15 protein-coding genes are annotated in these 16,091 nt (G+C 62.9%); all 15 read right to left on the reverse strand.

The genetic code is table 11. The features are described 5' to 3' along the window. Nucleotides 1-64: 64 nt before the first annotated feature. The 15 genes from JF616_01230 to JF616_01300 all read right to left on the reverse strand — a co-directional run bounded on the left by JF616_01230 (nt 65) and on the right by JF616_01300 (nt 16,088). Nucleotides 65-1,258, reverse strand: coding sequence for an HD domain-containing protein (locus JF616_01230; protein MBW8886351.1), 1,194 nt, complete (start codon nt 1,256-1,258; stop codon nt 65-67). A gap of 66 nt (nt 1,259-1,324) precedes the next feature. Next, entirely contained in the window at nt 1,325-2,179 is an 855-nt protein-coding gene (locus JF616_01235; protein ID MBW8886352.1) for a hypothetical protein, read from the reverse strand. Continuing rightward, complete coding sequence (locus JF616_01240) at nt 2,176-3,684, reverse strand: hypothetical protein (GenBank protein MBW8886353.1); 1,509 nt, start codon at nt 3,682-3,684, stop codon at nt 2,176-2,178. Before JF616_01240 ends, JF616_01235 begins: the two co-directional genes overlap by 4 nt. 245 nt (nt 3,685-3,929) lie before the next feature. Continuing rightward, the gene (locus JF616_01245; GenBank protein MBW8886354.1) at nt 3,930-4,469 is read right to left on the reverse strand and encodes an adenine phosphoribosyltransferase; all 540 of its coding nucleotides are present in this window, start codon (nt 4,467-4,469) and stop codon (nt 3,930-3,932) included. A gap of 54 nt (nt 4,470-4,523) precedes the next feature. Next, a complete protein-coding gene (locus tag JF616_01250; protein MBW8886355.1) occupies nt 4,524-4,856 on the reverse strand; it encodes a hypothetical protein in 333 nt (110 codons plus the stop codon). Nucleotides 4,857-4,883: 27 nt separating this feature from the next. After that, the gene (gene dapA / locus JF616_01255) at nt 4,884-5,867 is read right to left on the reverse strand and encodes a 4-hydroxy-tetrahydrodipicolinate synthase (GenBank protein ID MBW8886356.1); all 984 of its coding nucleotides are present in this window, start codon (nt 5,865-5,867) and stop codon (nt 4,884-4,886) included. Continuing rightward, entirely contained in the window at nt 5,860-7,224 is a 1,365-nt protein-coding gene (gene accC / locus JF616_01260; protein MBW8886357.1) for an acetyl-CoA carboxylase biotin carboxylase subunit, read from the reverse strand. Before accC ends, dapA begins: the two co-directional genes overlap by 8 nt. Beyond that, nucleotides 7,217-8,317 carry a type IV pilus twitching motility protein PilT gene (locus JF616_01265; GenBank protein MBW8886358.1) on the reverse strand — a complete coding sequence of 367 codons (1,101 nt, stop codon included), beginning with the start codon at nt 8,315-8,317 and terminating at the stop codon, nt 7,217-7,219. The genes accC and JF616_01265 overlap by 8 nt, the downstream gene beginning before the upstream one ends. A gap of 2 nt (nt 8,318-8,319) precedes the next feature. Continuing rightward, nucleotides 8,320-8,814, reverse strand: coding sequence for an acetyl-CoA carboxylase biotin carboxyl carrier protein (gene accB / locus JF616_01270; protein MBW8886359.1), 495 nt, complete (start codon nt 8,812-8,814; stop codon nt 8,320-8,322). A 67-nt stretch (nt 8,815-8,881) separates the two neighbouring features. After that, nucleotides 8,882-11,389 carry a tetratricopeptide repeat protein gene (locus JF616_01275; protein ID MBW8886360.1) on the reverse strand — a complete coding sequence of 836 codons (2,508 nt, stop codon included), beginning with the start codon at nt 11,387-11,389 and terminating at the stop codon, nt 8,882-8,884. A gap of 55 nt (nt 11,390-11,444) precedes the next feature. Beyond that, a complete protein-coding gene (locus JF616_01280; GenBank protein MBW8886361.1) occupies nt 11,445-11,699 on the reverse strand; it encodes a hypothetical protein in 255 nt (84 codons plus the stop codon). A 9-nt stretch (nt 11,700-11,708) separates the two neighbouring features. Next, the gene (locus JF616_01285; protein ID MBW8886362.1) at nt 11,709-12,662 is read right to left on the reverse strand and encodes an acetyl-CoA carboxylase carboxyltransferase subunit alpha; all 954 of its coding nucleotides are present in this window, start codon (nt 12,660-12,662) and stop codon (nt 11,709-11,711) included. A 30-nt stretch (nt 12,663-12,692) separates the two neighbouring features. Continuing rightward, on the reverse strand, nt 12,693-14,399 hold the full coding sequence (locus tag JF616_01290; protein MBW8886363.1) for a glycosyltransferase: 1,707 nt from the start codon (nt 14,397-14,399) through the stop codon (nt 12,693-12,695). Continuing rightward, a complete protein-coding gene (locus tag JF616_01295; GenBank protein MBW8886364.1) occupies nt 14,396-15,106 on the reverse strand; it encodes a polyprenol monophosphomannose synthase in 711 nt (236 codons plus the stop codon). The genes JF616_01290 and JF616_01295 overlap by 4 nt, the downstream gene beginning before the upstream one ends. A gap of 106 nt (nt 15,107-15,212) precedes the next feature. After that, entirely contained in the window at nt 15,213-16,088 is an 876-nt protein-coding gene (locus tag JF616_01300; protein MBW8886365.1) for an SDR family oxidoreductase, read from the reverse strand. Nucleotides 16,089-16,091 lie beyond the last annotated feature (3 nt).

The following is a 16,091-nucleotide window of genomic DNA, read 5'->3' on the forward strand; positions in this document are numbered from 1 at the left end:
TTCCGTTCCTACTATTTCCCCAAATAGTAGTAATCCGAGGCGCCCGGGCCCGCTTCCGGTCGTTTCATTGCAAGCGCGCGAATTGGATCTTAAAGCCCTCCTCTTCGGCCATGTCAAGGGTCCAAGGCTTGATCTTCTTCTTCTCGCGGTCGAAAATGATGAGCAGCACCGGTTTTTCCGGGTTGAGCAGGCCGGTGCGCGCGACAACCCCGGAATAGCCGGTGTACTTGCGGTATTTCTTATCCTCGACGATTACCACGCGGGATCCCACCGGGTAAGCCGGCACGATGGTGATGAAAGCGTCGACGACGGCCCGGTTGAGATGCGTGCCCGCGCCCTTGATGATGAGGCGCATGGCCTCATCCGGGGTTTGCGGGGCCACCGTGCCGGGACGGGGATTGAGCATTGAGATATAGGCATCGGCCACCGCCGCGATTTCGGCGTAGCGGTGGATCATGCCCTTCTTCGGGCTCAAGGTCTTGATGGGGATCTGATTATCCCCTCTCAGGCCGCGCGGATAACCTTTTCCGTCCTGGCGCTCATGATGCTGGTAAGCGACGTGCGCGGTGGTAATGCCGATGCGATCGTTCTGGCGCAGGATGGCATAACCCAGGGCGGGATGCTCGCGATACAGGTTCGATTCCGCTTCGGTCCATTGGCCTTGCTTGTTGAGGAGGGACGCCGGCAAAACCACCATCCCGAGATCCATCAGGAGGCATCCGAGAGCCAGTTCCTCGATTTCGCGTTGGGTATACTTCAGCTTGGTGGCCAGGAGGATGGCGGTGACGGCCACGTCCAGCGCATGCTGGTAGTTGTAGCCGCTTTTGGTCCGGATGGAATTCAGGTTGACGGCCACGGGCTCCTTGCCCAGCAGCTCTTCCATGATATGCTTGATGACCTTCTTGATTTCCTCGACGGCGATGATGTTCTTGAAGCGGGACGCATCGGCCAGGATGGCCTTGATATTGGCCTGGGTGGCCGTCTTGATCTGGGCCACCTGCCGCAGCATGTCGGAGTTTTCCTTGACCACGAACTGGGATTGCAGGGAAAGCTGCTCGTTGACGGTCTCCTCGGGGATGGCGATCTCGGTGCCCTCTTCGGCGATCCACGCCGCCGAGAGTTCGATTTCCTTCATCTTCCCGATCACGCGCTCGTTGATGACGTTGCCGGCGGATAGCAAAAGCTCTCCCGACTCGCTCACGATCGAGCGCGCCAACCGCATCCCGGGCCGGATTTCCTCCAAATTCAGTTTAATCATGGCTCGGTCTAAACATGGCGCGTCCCCATTGTCCGGAATCGCCCCCGAGTTGTCAAGATGACAAGTTCACGGACCCGTCGCCCGCTCGTAGCCGAGGCCCGACAACCAAGTGCGGCCGAGGTAGCGATGATATCGGATGGCTTGCCGGATGCGGAAACCCTGCCAGGCCAGGCCCATGCCTGCGGCGATCTGGAACGGGCGCGCCGCTACGCCCACGCTGGCTTCCACTCCCGGATGCGGCCGGATCGAAAGGGAGGCCAAAGCCTTCCAGGCGCCGTCCCCGGACTTGCGGAAATCCAACCGCAGGACTTGGGCCAAAGTCCCCGGATTCCCGCTCGCATCGGGATCGCGGCTATCCGCCTCCAACCCGATTTGCATGACCCGGCCCGGCAAGGTGGCGGCCGGATGCAGCGGCAGGCCCGCCGCGAAAGCCCCTACCTTAAGGCGCGGCCAGGGCCGCCAAGCCATGCCGGCCTCTTGCGACGGATCCCATGCGGGCGCCGCCCCCGCCAAGGCGGCGCGCCAAGCGCTGATGCCGTAGCCGAGATCGAGGGTCCCGGGAAAAGCATCCCGCGACAGGATCCGGACGGACGGCGCCAAGCGGAATCCGTGCTCGGAATAGAGGCCCGTGATCGATGTAACCCTCCAATCGCATGCCAGCCCGGCGCGTTTGCCGTCCCAGGACGCGCCGACCTCCGCGACGCCCAAGTCGTCCATGCCGTAAGGGCGATGGGAATCCAACCTGAGCCCGAATGCGCCCGGGCGCAGGGCCGCCGGATTCTGCCCGAAACCGGACCTTTCCGCAGCTGTCGCCGCGCCCGCACCCAGGGTGGCGCCATACTCTCCGGCGGTGGGCGAGAGATTGGCGGCTTGGGCCATGGCCGCGAGCCAGAAGCCGGCCGCCACCGGTATCGCTTTCATCTTTCCCCCGCTACGATGGCCCTCTTGCGCGTCCGTCCGTCGCCGAAAGTCAGGCAGAGCACGTAGGCTCCGCGCGGCAACGCGCGGCCGCCGGCGCCGCGGCCGTCCCACGCATGCACGCGCCTGCCCGCTCCCCCCCGGCCGATCTCCCTTACGATGTCCCCTTCCAGGCTGAAGGCGCGTAAGACGTAGTCCGCGCCTGCCGGAGCCAGCACTTCCACCTCCAACGGCGCCTCGGGAAAAGCCGTGCGCCCGGACAAGTTCCAGCCGGCCCCCGCTGGCAGGTCGTTCCCAGCCTCCGGTGCGCCCGGCTTGATGGGGCCCCAGGACAGGGTATCCACCGCGATTCCCGCCAGGCGGAGGATCAGGGTATCACCGGTGTTACGTAAGGCCCGCCAGGGCTCCGGCCGCACGACATTAGCCTTAATGGGGCCGAAACGGGCCCGGAAGGCCGCCGTATCCGAAGTAAGGATGATGCGCTCGCCCGGATCCAGGACTCCCGCCTTTGTCTCCAGCGCCATGGCATCCACCGTGGCCAGGGACAAGGCGATGCGACGGCCCGTCCCTCCCGACACGGAGGTGACGTTCCGGATTTCGACCCACTCCGGAGCGCCCCCCTGCCCGACCGCTTGGAAGGCCCCGAAGGCTAACGGGCCTCCCCCGGGCTCGCAGGCGACGGCCATGACATTGTCGCCGGGGTTTTCATCCGGGCTTAAGCTGGCCGACACCCGTCCCCGGGTTCCCGCCGGGATCCTGAATTCCAAGGTGGCGGGATATTCGCCCGCGGAGTCGAGGGAGACGGAATCAAGCGTCGCCTCGGGAATACCGTCCCAATCGGAGTCGAGGCGCAACGCCACCCATGACCGCGGAGGGGGCCCCGATCCGCGGCTTTCCACGGTAACGCGCACGCTACTGCCGGCGGCTTCGATCCCCGCGAGGGCGAGATCCCGGCCGGCCGGGGCCGTACTCCGGCTGTTGCGCGAGCCAGGCGTTGCCGAGTCGCCGCCCGCCTTTCCCGCGAGGGAAGGCAGGAAAGCCGTATAGCCGGCGGCCGCATCCCAAGTGTTTTCCCAACTCGTCCCGGGACGCGAGGCCGGCGCCGTCACGTGGAAGTTACCCCCGGCCCACGACACGGCCGCATCGAGGGGGCGGCCGTTTACCAGGGTCATGCCGGCCCACCCGCGGGCGCACGCGATCCCGGCCCGCGCATAAGCGGTAGAATCCCGGCAAATCAGGAAGCAGTCGGAAGGTCCCAATAAAAGCGGCCCCAGGAGGAAGCTCTGCCCGTCCACGGTAATCGTGACGCCGTCCAGACGGGTGCTGTCGTTCCCGGGGTGGCCTAGCTCGAGGAATTCACCTTGGGCATCGAGCCAGGCGGCCGGATCGGCGAGGATTTCGGATAGGATGAGGGCCGGGGTCTCGCTGGCGGCGATCGGGGCAAGTGAAGTAAAAGCGAGCAGCGCGGGCGGGAGCAGAATGCCGTAATGGGACCATCGCGTAAGCATGCTGCGGAAAATAAACCCGCGATTCGGGGGCGGTTGAGCGAGGCATCACACGAATGATGGGCGCGCCATTGTAGCGCCAAAGGGAGCGCCAATGGAGCGCCAAAAAAGTGGGAGCCTACTGAAAAAAAGATTTCCGAGGTGGCGGAAGGTCGCGCCATTGGAGCGCCGGATGACGCGCCAATGGCGCGCCACAGACGGCAGAACGACGGGACCGGTGGAGTTTAGGTAGGAATTTACGTTGGGATTTAGTGGCCCGGGAATTGGACCAGGGAGAAGACTTCGTGACCCATGTCGCGCAGCTTGCGGCTGCCGCCCAAATCGGGCAAATCCACGATCACGCCGCAGGCGGCCACGACGGCGCCGATGCGCCGCAAAAGCTCGATGGATGCCTTCATGGTGCCGCCGGTCGCCATCAGGTCGTCCATCACGATCACGCGTTGCCCGCGAACGAGCGCGTCCTTATGGATCTCCACGCAGTCGCGGCCGTATTCGAGCTCGTATTCGTAACGCTCCACTTCGGCGGGGAGCTTGCCTTGCTTCCGGACCGGGATGAATCCCGTGCCCAGGCGATCGGCCACCGCGGACGCGATGATGAATCCCCGGCTCTCGATCCCGATCACCGCATCGACGCGAAGGTCGCGGTACTTATCCTCGAAGGCATCCGTGCTGAGGCGGAATCCCTCGGCATCGTTCCACAGGGTCGTGATGTCGCGGAAGACGATGCCGGGCTTGGGGAAATCGGGGATGGCGCGGATCTTGGAGCGGATGCGCTCGATGCGCTCCATCTCCGTCCCAGCCCCGCTCCGGGCGGCTTTGCTGGGGCCTCCGGCCGCCAGCATCTAGTCCTTGCGGGTGACGCGCGGCGCCAGCTTGGGCTTGAGGTACATCGCGCGATCCTTCGCGGTGAGCGTCCCCATCGCCTTCTTGAGAAGGGACAAGAGCTCCTTGCGCAGCGGGTAATCCGCATCGAAGTGGATCATCTGCCGGTTCGCGTCCTTCTTCACCGTGATGACGCCGCCGCGTAGCAGATTCTTCAACTGGGTCTGCACGCCGAAGAGGGGCAGCTTCAGGTTGATCGTCAGCTCGCGCGGATACGTTTCTTTATAGACGCTCAGGTACAGCAGGATTTTGGCGCGCGTGGCCGATCCGATCAAGGAGCGCAGAGCTTTCATCTTTATATTCCCCCTTCACTATCCGGGTCATCCCCGAATGTGATACTTCTTCAGGCTTGGTGCGGATTCGGCGATTAGCCCCATGATCCGGGCATGCGCCTCTTCTCCCCCCTGGGTTTCCCGCACCGGGACCAAAGGTAGATAAAGAGGTGAGTTGAAGAAGGTCGCTAATGGGATCGGATTCTTGCGGCAGAACACCGCCTTCACCATCGGATCAAGCGCGGCTTGTATGGCCGCGGCTTGCTTGCGATCTCCGCCACGGAACGCCCGGATTAGGGACAAGTAGTCCCGGGATACCTCAGGAATGTTACCGCCCGCGGTTATGATTCCGCTTCCGCCCAGTTCGAGTATCGCGTAGAGCGCATCATCTTCGCCGCTTACTAGGGAAAATTCCTCGGGAGAAACCTTAGAGAGGACCGCTTGCGTGTCCTCTCGATATTTCCCGGGAACCTTGAAGTCCACGGCCTGCTTTAGACCAATGACATTGGCGTTCCGGGACAAGTGGACGAGGGTGTCCGGCTCGATGTAGCTCGCTGTACGTCCCGGTACGTTATAGATGATCAGCTTCGCGCCGGTCTCGCGCGCGAGCGTTTCGTAGTGCCGGACCAGGCCTTCTTGCGGGGGGTTATTATAGTAGCCCGTGACGCAAAGGCATGCCAAGGCTCCGGCGTCCTTGAGGATCGCTTGGATCATGTCCACCGATTCGCGCGTGCTGTTCGACCCCGCGCCGGCGATTACGGGAACGCGCCCGTCCACGTAGTCCACCGTGAACTTCACGAATTCGATATGCTGCTGATGGCTCACCGTGGGGCTTTGCCCCGTCGTACCCACCGGTACCAGTCCGTCCACGCCGGTCGCGATGAGATCATCGATGATGTGCTTCGCTTTGGCATAATCGATCGAGTTGCGGAGGCGGGCCGGATCATCGTCCTTGAGGGGCGTGAACAGGGCCGGGAAAACGCCCTTGAGTTCCCGACCGGTTGAAATGCTTCTGCGCTTGGTATCAGCCATTTGCCTTCTCGACGAGTAGTTCCGGATGTTGCTCAAGGAACTTGGTGCTGTATTGACCTTTGACAAACAAGGGGTGCTGCAGGATGCGTTTGTGCAGCGGAATTGTGGTCTTCACGCCGACGATGACGAATTCGTCCAAGGCGCGCAGCATGCGGGCGATGGCCCACTCGCGCGTGGGCGCGTGCACGATGAGCTTGGCGATCATGCTGTCGTAATTGGGGGGCACTTCGTAGCCGCTATAGCAATGGGTATCCACGCGCACGCCCATGCCGCCGGGCAAATGGAAGTCGGTGATGGTGCCGGGAGAGGGCCGGAAGTCATGGAAGGCGTCCTCGGCATTGATACGGCACTCGATGCTATGGCCCGCGAGCATGATGCTTTTCTGGGAAAACTCCAGCTTCTCGCCCGCCGCCACCAGGATCTGGGCCCGCACCAGGTCGATGCCGGTCACCGCTTCGGTTACCGGATGCTCCACCTGGATGCGGGTATTCATCTCCATGAAATAGAAAGAGGAGTCCTTGTCGAAAAGGAATTCGATGGTGCCGGCGTTGTAATAGCCCGCGCCCTTGGCCCCGGCCACCGCCACCTTGCCCATCTTTTCGCGCACTTCGGGAGAAACGGCCGGGCTCGGGCTTTCCTCGATCAGCTTCTGGTGTCGCCGTTGGATGGAGCAATCGCGTTCGCCCAGATAGGTCATATTCCCGTGCTTATCGCCCATCAACTGGATCTCGATATGCCGCGGCTCGGTGAAGTAACGTTCGAGGTACACGCTGCCGTTGCCGAAGCAGGCCAGCGCCTCGGCCGAAGCGACCGGGAAAAGCTTGGTCAGTTCCTCTTCGTTCAGGGCCACGCGCATCCCGCGCCCGCCTCCGCCCGCAGTGGCTTTTACGATCACCGGATAGCCCACCGCCTTCGCGGCCGATATGGCTTCCTTCAGGTTATGCACCAGGCCCTCGGAGCCCGGGATGGTGGGCACGCCGGCCGCCTTCATGGTGGCCTTGGCCTGCGACTTGTCGCCCATGGACCGGATGGCCGCCGGCGAGGGGCCGATGAAGGTCATGCGGTTCTCTTCGCACATCTCGGCGAACTTGGCGTTCTCGGAAAGGAAGCCGTAGCCCGGATGGATGGCGTCGGCATTGGTCAATTCCGCCGCGGCCAGGATCTGCTTCATGTTGAGGTAGCTCTGCTTCGAGTTGGGCGGCCCGATGCAGATGTCCTCGTCGGCGAAATGCACGTGGAGGGAATGGTTGTCGGCGGTGGAATGCACGGCCACGGTCTTGATGCCGAGTTCCTTGCACGAACGGATGACACGCAGCGCTATTTCGCCCCGGTTAGCGATCAGGATTTTCTTAAACACCCTGCATCCAGCTCCGGTCGGAGGTGCCCTCGACTCCTTTTACCTTGAGTTCGAAATCGTCGGGATTGCTGGCGCTGCGCAAGGCGGTCTCATAGCTGATCAGGTCGTCCTGGTAAAGGCGGAGGATGGACTGGTCGAAGGATTGCGATCCGTATTGGGTGTACCCCTCGCGGATGCTGGCGTCAATCATGTGGGTATTCTCGGGTTGGTTCAGAAGTTCACGGACGGTGGCGTTGTTGACCAGGATTTCGCATGCGGGCGCGCGCCCGCGGCCGTCCTTGCGCGCCAACAGGCGCAAGGTGATTACCGAAACCAAGGTACTGGAAAGCATCAGGCGCACCTGCTGATGCTGGTGCGGCGGGAAGAAGGAGATGATGCGGTTCACCGTCTCCACGGCGTTCATGGTATGCAAGGTCGAAAGAACCAGATGGCCGGTGTCCGCCGCCGACAAGGCGATGGACATGGTCTCCTGATCGCGGATTTCCCCGACCAGGATCACGTCCGGATCCTGCCGGAAGGCCGAGCGCAAGGCGGTGGCGAACCCGTTGGTGTCCGAAGAGACCTCGCGCTGGGAGATGATGCTCTTCTTGTCCTTGTACAGGAATTCGATCGGATCCTCGATGGTGACGATGTTCGAGGAGGTGACCTCGTTGATATGGTCGATCATCGAGGCTAGGGTGGTGGATTTGCCCGAGCCGGTGGTGCCGGTGACGAGGATGAGCCCACGCTTGCGCAAGGAAAGATCCCGGATGACTTCGGGAAGGCCCAACTGCTCGAAAGCAGGGACCACGCCCACGATGGCGCGGATGGCCAGGGCGGCCGTGCCGCGCTGCTTGAAGGCGTTCACGCGGAAGCGGCCGATGTTGCGGATGCCGATGGCGAAATCGATCTCGTGTTGTTCGTCGAAGCGCGTCTTCTGGTTGCGGTCCATCAAGTCGAGGATGAACTGCTCCATCTGCTCCGGAGTCGTGCGGTCGCCCTGCAAGCGGTACAACTCGCCATTGATGCGGAAGGCAGGCTGCCCGCCCACGCGCAGATGCAAATCCGACGCGTTGCGTGCCACCATCTCCTTCAGCAAGGCTTCGACGTTCATTCTTAGCCGGGCCTGATCCGGAACAGAACCGTCCCGTATTCGACCGGCATCTCGTTCTGGACGCAGACTTCCTCGATGACGCCCGTGACGTCCGATTCGATCTCGTTCATGATTTTCATGGCCTCGATGATGCAGAGGACCTGGCCGGACTTGACCGCGGTGCCGACGGTGACCAGCGGCGCGCCGCCCGGCGTATTGCTGGCGTAGAAGGTCCCGACCATGGGGGAATTGACGTCCTTGAACTTGCTCGCGTTCGCCGACGGCCCGGATGCCTGCGCGGCGCCGGAGGCGGCAACCGCGACGGGAGCCGCTTGAACCGAAGCGGGCGCCGCCGGAGCGGAAATCGCCATCGGCATGGACATCATCGGCGGTAAGGAGGCTGCGTGGGCGACTTCCTTCTTCAGCACGATCTTAGAGGTTTCGTCGCTGAAGCTGATCTCGGTGAGGCTGCTCTTATCCAGCAGCTTTACCAGGGAAGCTACGTCGCTCAGTTGCATGTTTTTCCTTTCCAATGTCCTGTGGGCCCGATCCGTTGCGGCCCCGGAGCCGTACCTGCCGCGGAAGCTATTTCTTCCGCTTGGGTACCTTCAGCCCCGGCCTGGGCCAACGGGGATCCGATTCCGGCCCGCGATCGCCCTCCGCCTTGGAGGCTTCGATTTCGGCGATCCGCTTCCGGACCGATTCGTTCTCGGGTTCCCGCTCTTGGAGCTGGCGGTATATCTGCAACGCCTGCTCCTTTAGTCCTTGCTGGAAATATATTTCCGCCAGGGTGACCGTGGCAACATTGGCGCCCGCGGCCTGCTCCGGCATTTCCTCTTCCGCGGGATATCCGTCCTCCTCGTCCATCATCGGCGAAAGCTCGGGGGCGGCGGCGACGGGGCCCGCGCCAGCCGCATCCGAAGGCGTCCCGTCCCAGCGCGCATCGGCGACGGCAAGGTCGCTTTCCGCCGTCGCGGCGCCTTTTCCGGTCATGGAAGGGGAAGAGGGAAATAGGGAAGACTCATCTTCCCCTTCGGCCGCGGGACCCGATTCATCCAGCTTGACAATCGGCATTTCCATCGTCACGTCGGGTTCGGGGAACGGATCCGGCATCCCGGCGAGATCGGTTTCGAAAAGGGGTTCTTCCTGGGCGGGAACGGCGCCGGCATCGGCGAACAACTTGTCGAGCCTTTCCGCTACGTCTCCGCCGTCCACCATTTCGATGGAAGCGGATTCGGAAAGGGAGGGGAGTTCCTCGGGGGCCAAGGTATCGAAGGCGGTTGCGCCCTCGCTGCGGGTCGCGGCTTGAAAGGAAGCGGGGAACACGTCTTCGCTGGGCAAAATGAGGGTATCGCGCGCATCGGCGGCGACCGTATCATTCATGTTACCCTGGAAAGGGGGCTCCCGATCCGCCTGGGCGGTGGCGGGCTCCGCGGACGCCCGCGGCGGATCGGGCTCCAGGTTGAAGAGCCTGTCGAGCTGGGCTTCCACGTCGGCCCCCGTCACCTGCGGGGCATCGACTTGCCAGCCGGCAGGCGGCATGGTCTCGGTGGAGAGGATGGTTTCGTCCCCGAAGGACGGCGCGAGCCCGGCTTGCGGCGCAGGTTCGACCTGCGTTGCGGGTTCGGCCCGGGGCGCGGGCTCGTCTTCCGTCGGGACATCGGAAAAAGGCGGGAGCAAGTCCGCGAAGGGGCCGACAGCGGCGGGGGCGGCGGTCGTAGCCGTTGCTGACGAAACCGGAGCCAAGGAAGCCTCGTCGCTCGCCTTCGCCTTCGGGTCGGGGCCGAGCATCGAATCCAACTTGTCGGCCACGTCTTGGCCGGTCACCATTTCGCCGGAGGCTATTTCGGATGGGGCAGCCGCCGCGCGATCGCCGAAAGCGACCGCATCGCCCATGATGACCGTCTCGCCCAGGTTAGGTCCTTGGGCCACCGGCAGATCCGAAGCCGAAAGCGCGGCCGGCTTGGGAGTCTCTTCCTCTCCGGTCAGATTGAAAAGCTCATCCAGGCGCCGTTCGATGTCCTCGCCTTGCACGCGTTCATCCCCGTCTTCCAGATCTTCTCCCGAAGGCGCCGTCCGGGGCAGGTCGGTGACGGAGTTCTCGAAGGATTCGCTTGCGGGCGTCGCAGCATCGGATGCGCCGGGAAGATCGCCCAGATCGAAGGGCTCCGCCTCGATGGGGAAATCGGACGGGGTCTCCAGCGACCGCATTTCCCCGGTCGCGGTGGCCGAAGCTTCCGGCGGCATGTCGGACCGGGGCGCGGCGGCGGTCCAGGTCGCGGTGGCGGACGGCAGCCCGCCCTCTTCCGATCCGAAAATGCTGTCGAGACGGTCTTCGACGTCGCTGCCCGAAATCGGGGCGGGCGCGTTCTCGCCCAAGGTCTCCGGGCCGGTCGAGGTAGAAAGCATGTCCATGGGCCTGGGGTCGGCGGCGGAATCGGAAGCGGGCGAGAAGTCGCCGGCCGGGAATTGGGTCGTGCCCGAGGCCGAGGGGAAGGAATCTTCCAGGGACGCGAGGTTGGGGACATCGCTGCCCGACGGGAGGAAATCGTCGGCCATGTCGTTGAGATTCACCTCCATCACGTCGCCTTGCAGGCCGTCGGGCTTCGCGAAGGTATCCTCATCGCGCCCGCTCGGGGTCGGCGGCGCGTAGCGGCTGGTTTCGGAAGGCGCCGATGCGGCCGGGGCGGTCCCCGTCGATCCCGACCCTTCCAGCAGCGCGCGGATCTCCGCGTCCCAGGGTTCGACTTCGAGGATGGAGCGGTAATAGCCGGCGGCCGCGTCGCCCCATTGGAGCCTGTCCATGATGAGAGCCAGGGAGCGCATGGCGGAGAGGCAGCGGGGATCCAGGCGGAGCGCCGCTTCGAACTGTTCGCGCGCTTCTTCCAGGCGCCCGGCGTCCAAATGCGTTTTGCCTAAGACCACGTATCCCGCGACGTGAGGGCGGGCGCGCAGGCCTTCCAAGCAAAGGCTAACGGCTTCATCCAAGCGGCCTTCGGCGCGCAACGCATCCGCGACGCGGGCGAAACCTGGGGACGCGGCCGATCCCGGGAACTTGCGCTGCAGCTGATCGGCAGTGTAACGAATGCTCATGAATCCCCCTAAACCAACGGATTCCAGGACCCGGGAAAGGGCCCTCAAACCCTCATTATATCAAACCATCCAGGGGAATTGCCTCATCTATCAGCATGATGGGGATGTCTTCCCGGACGGGATACAGGATTTTCCGATCCGCCCGCAGCAGGCCCGAATCCAGCTTCTCCCGGACCGCTTCGCCGCCCCGGTTCTTGAGCCGGCCCGCCTCGATTTCGAGGTTGAGGGACGCGATTACGGACGAATCCGCGAGGGAAACGTCCTGCTTGGTTTCCGGGCAACACAGCATATCCAACAATTCCTTGTCCATATCTTCCTTTCAACCCGCGAATTGGCCGTAAGCCTGCATCTTCGCCAGGCGTTTCTCGACCAGTACTTCCATGTCCACCTTGTAGAGGGCTTCCAGTTCCTCGGACAGCACGCCTTTGAGGAGCCGGTACATTTGTTCGGGATCCCAATGCGCGCCGCCCAACGGTTCCCGGATGATGCGATCGATGATCTTCAGCTCGAACAGATCGGTGGCGGTGATCTTCATCGTCTCGGAGAGATCGTGCTTCTTGGAGCTGTCGCCCCAGAGGATGGCGCTGCATGATTCCGGCGAGATGACCCCGAACCAGGCGTTCTCCATCATGAGCAAGCGATCGCCTACCCCGATGCCGATGGCCCCGCCGCTGGCGCCTTCGCCGATGACCACGCAGAGGATGGGCACCTTCAGCACCGACATCTCCATGATGTTGCGGGCGATGGCTTCGGCCTGCCCGCGCTCCTCGGCGCCCACGCCGGGATAGGCCCCCATGGTATCGATGAGGGTGATGATGGGCAGCTTGAACTTCTCGGCCAGCTTCATGCAGCGCAGCGCCTTGCGGTAGCCTTCCGGATGCGCCATGCCGAAATTGCGGCGGATGCTTTCCTTGGTGTCCTTGCCCTTCTGATGGCCCATCACCATCACGCTGCGCCCGTCGAAGCGGGCCAGGCCGCAGATCAAGGCCGGATCGTCGCCGAAGCAGCGATCCCCGTGCAGCTCGATGAAATCGGTGAAGATGTTCTGGAGGTAGTCGAGCGTATAGGGCCGGCCGGAACGCCGCGACAGTTCCACCCGGTTCCACGCGGAGAGCTTGCCCGCGATCTTCTTCTGCATCGACTCTTTTTTGGCCGTCAGATCCTTCACGTCCGACTGGTTGATCTCCCCGGTCTTGAGGAGGTCCTCGATCTTGATCGACAACTCGACCACGGGTTGCTCGAACTCGAGATGGGGACCTTTAGGAATGGGCATAAGGGTTCCTTGCTTGGCTATCCGGTTGCGTCATTTCCGAAAATTCAAATCGATCAGGCTCATCTGGCCGGGCTCCGGTTCGCCGACCAGAAGCTTCACTTCCAGATCCTTGGTCCCCTGCTCCGAGAGCAGTTTCACCGCGGTTTGGAAGGCGCCTTCGTCCACGGCGATCACCACGCCTTGCAAATCGACCTTGCGCACGATGGAGGGCAAGGTGCCGAGATCGCCGATCATGTTCTGCATGATCTCCTGCGGTACCCGGCCGGCGCCCCACTTGATGAAGCCCACGAATTCGTATCCGGCCAGGCGTTCCTGCTGGATGAGATCGGCCAGGCGGCGGGCCCGGGCGTTGTTGCCCAAGATGGCGATGCGCTTGGTGGAACCCATAACCTTGGTGAAGAATCGCCCGCCTTGGATGGAAAGGAAGCGCCAGGCCGTGAGGCAGGCGATGCTCCCGATGGCGGCGAAGGCGAAGGCCACGCGCGAGAAGGCTTCCTCGCGGATGAAGAAGCTCAAGGCGAAGAAGCTGAGGAAGGAAACGCACAAGGTGGCGAAGATGGTCTTCAGCTTGGGCACCAGGCGGCCGTAATCCCCGATGTAGGCCATGGGCACCAGCACGGAGATCGAGACCAGGCAATGCCAGAAGAAATACAGGGGCCGATTGGTATGGTAAGGGGAAAGCATTCCCAACCAACCCATATAGAGGAAGGTGACCGCGTCCAGGATCCCGTTCACAAGGCCCAGATCGAGGATCCAACGCTGCCAACGCTGGAAGCGCGAGTACGCGAAATTGGCCACCGCCAGGATGGTCACGCCCAGGTAGAAGAAGATGAGCGGCAGGGCGCGCAATTCGAAATGCTTCTTCGAGAAGATGACCATGGACTCGTAGAAATAGAGGAAGGAACGGAAGGGCTTGCTCTTGGCGCTCTCGCCCTTGAAGTGGATGGCCGTGGTCTGGGGATGGTAGAAATTGCGCTTCCCCAGGGTCTTGATGCGGAAGCAGAGATCGAGATCCTCCCCGTACATGAAGAAGTCCTCGTCGAAGCCGCCGATCGAGCGGAAAAGATCGGTGCCGACGCACATGAAGGATCCCGAAACGGCGTCCACCTCGTGAGTCTTGTTCTCGTCCAGGAAGGTGAGATTGTATTTGCCGAAGACGCGGCTCTTGGGGAAAAGGGTGGATAGCCCCATGAACTTGTAGGCGGCGACTTGCGGCGAAGGGAAGCTGCGTTTGCAGGCCAACTGGAGGCTGCCGTCGCGGTTGACGATCTTGCAGCCGGCCACGCCCACCTGCTCTTGGGCGCGCATGAAGTCCCACATCACCTGGAAGGTATCCTCGCTCACGAGGGTATCCGGATTGAGGAACAGGAGCAGATCCTGGGAGGCCACGGCGGCGCCGCGGTTGCATCCGGTGCCGAAGCCCAGGTTCCGATCGGACTTGAGCCACAGGACTTCGGGAAAGCGCGGCTTGAGCAGGGTCAGCGTGCCATCGCGCGAGTCGTTGTCGAAAACGACGACTTCGATATCCCCGGCGAACTTCGCCGCCGCGTGGTAGATGCTCTGGATGCAGGCATCCAGGTATTCCCGCACGTTGTACGAGACGATGACGATGGAGATGCCCGGTCCCTTCGCGCCTTCCGGCGAAAGCTCGGATTGCGGCGCCCGTTCCGGAACCGCGCCCAGCCGCGCCGGCGGCTTGACCCGGTGGCCCGGCAGGTTCCGCAAGAACGTGCTCAAGCCGAACCCCCGAAGAAGCGGAGGCGGATGAGCAGGAAGAGGGCTTCCTTGATGATGCCACCCGACATCTTGGAGGCGCCGTGGGTCCGGTCCCTGAAAATGATCGGGATTTCCTTGATGCGGTAGCCTTTCTTCCAGAGCTTGTACTTCAGCTCGATCTGGAAGGAATACCCGGTGGACCGGATCTTCGCGAGGTCCAGGGTCTTGAGCGCCGAGACGCGGTAGCACTTGAAGCCGGCGGTGGCATCCTGGATGGGCATGCCCGTGGCCCAGCGCGCGTAGACGTTGGCGAAGTAGCTCAAAAGCAGCCGGCTCATGGGCCAGTTGACCACGTTCACGCCGTTGATATAACGGCTGCCGATCACCAGATCGTTGTCCTGGATCGCAACCAGGAACGTCGCCAGGTATTCGGGGTCATGGGAAAAGTCGGCATCCATCTCGAATACGAAATCGTACCCCTCATCGATGGCGTATCGGAACCCGCGCACGTAGGCGCTGCCCAGGCCCTGCTTGCCTTCCCGCTGGATCAGATGGAGGTTTTTGCGTCGGGGCAGTTGCTCGTTCACCCACTTGCCGGTCCCGTCCGGGGAACCGTCATCCACCACCAGGACATCCAGGTCCAGACCGGTCGCGTCGATGCGATCCAGCATCCGGGGCAGGTTCTCCATCTCATTATACGTGGGGATGATAACTAAGGTTTTAGCCATGATGCCGAAACAGGCTTTAGACCAAGCCCCATCGGTGGAGCGAATATAACAAAAGGCCCCCTGCGGACCGTGCCGTGCCGCGGAAATCAGGGGAATTCAGGGAAATTCAGCCGGCATCGACGCGGGCGAGCTGCCCGGACACGTCCCGGGGCGTAAAGTCGGTGTCGCGGATCAATTTGTCGATGCGCAATCCCGATCGCAAGGGACGGCGGGCGGCTTGCTTCAAGTCGGCCGTGAGGCAGGGCTGGATGAGGGAGGCATCGAGGCCGTAATGGGCGGCGATGGCCCTGGCCCAATCGAAACGACTGTTCCACTCGGACCCGGCCACATGATAGATTCCGCCGCGCCCGCCTGCCACCAGCTTCCAGATCGCCGAAGCCAAATCTTCCGCCAAGGTGGGGTTCCCGAACTGGTCGGTGACGATGCGGATGGTTTTCCCCGCCGCCAGGCTATTGCGCACGAAGTCGACGAAGCTCGTTTTCATTCCGCGGCCTTTTCCCCATAAGGTCATGGTGCGGACCACCAGCGAGAGGGGAGCGCCGGCCAGGGCCAGGGCTTCGGACTCCAGCTTGGTGGAGCCGTAGACGCTCAAGGGCCGGGTAGGCGCGTCTTCGGCATACGGCCCGGCTTCGCCGTCGAAAACGTAATCGGTGGAGACGTGGACGAGGGGCTTGCCGAAGGCGGCCATCCAGCCCACGGTATCCCGGTTGATGAGTCCAGCCAGGGCGGGTTCGCGCTCGCACAGATCCACGTCGGTGACGGCGGCGGCATTGAAGATCCGGTCCGGGTCGACGGCGCGCACCACGGCTTCGAGTTCGTCCCGCTTTCCGATATCGGCCGAACGGTAGCTCGCGAGGGATTCGGGGAGGATGGGCTCTGGCTCTTTGCCGACCCCGTGGATTTCCCATCCGCCCGCGGGACGCGCCCGCAGAAGGTTCTGGCCCAAAAGGCCGTTGCATCCCACTAGCAGGATTTTCGCCACGCC

This window comes from Fibrobacterota bacterium (assembly GCA_019509785.1).
Classification (GTDB): domain Bacteria; phylum Fibrobacterota; class Fibrobacteria; order UBA11236; family UBA11236; genus Chersky-265.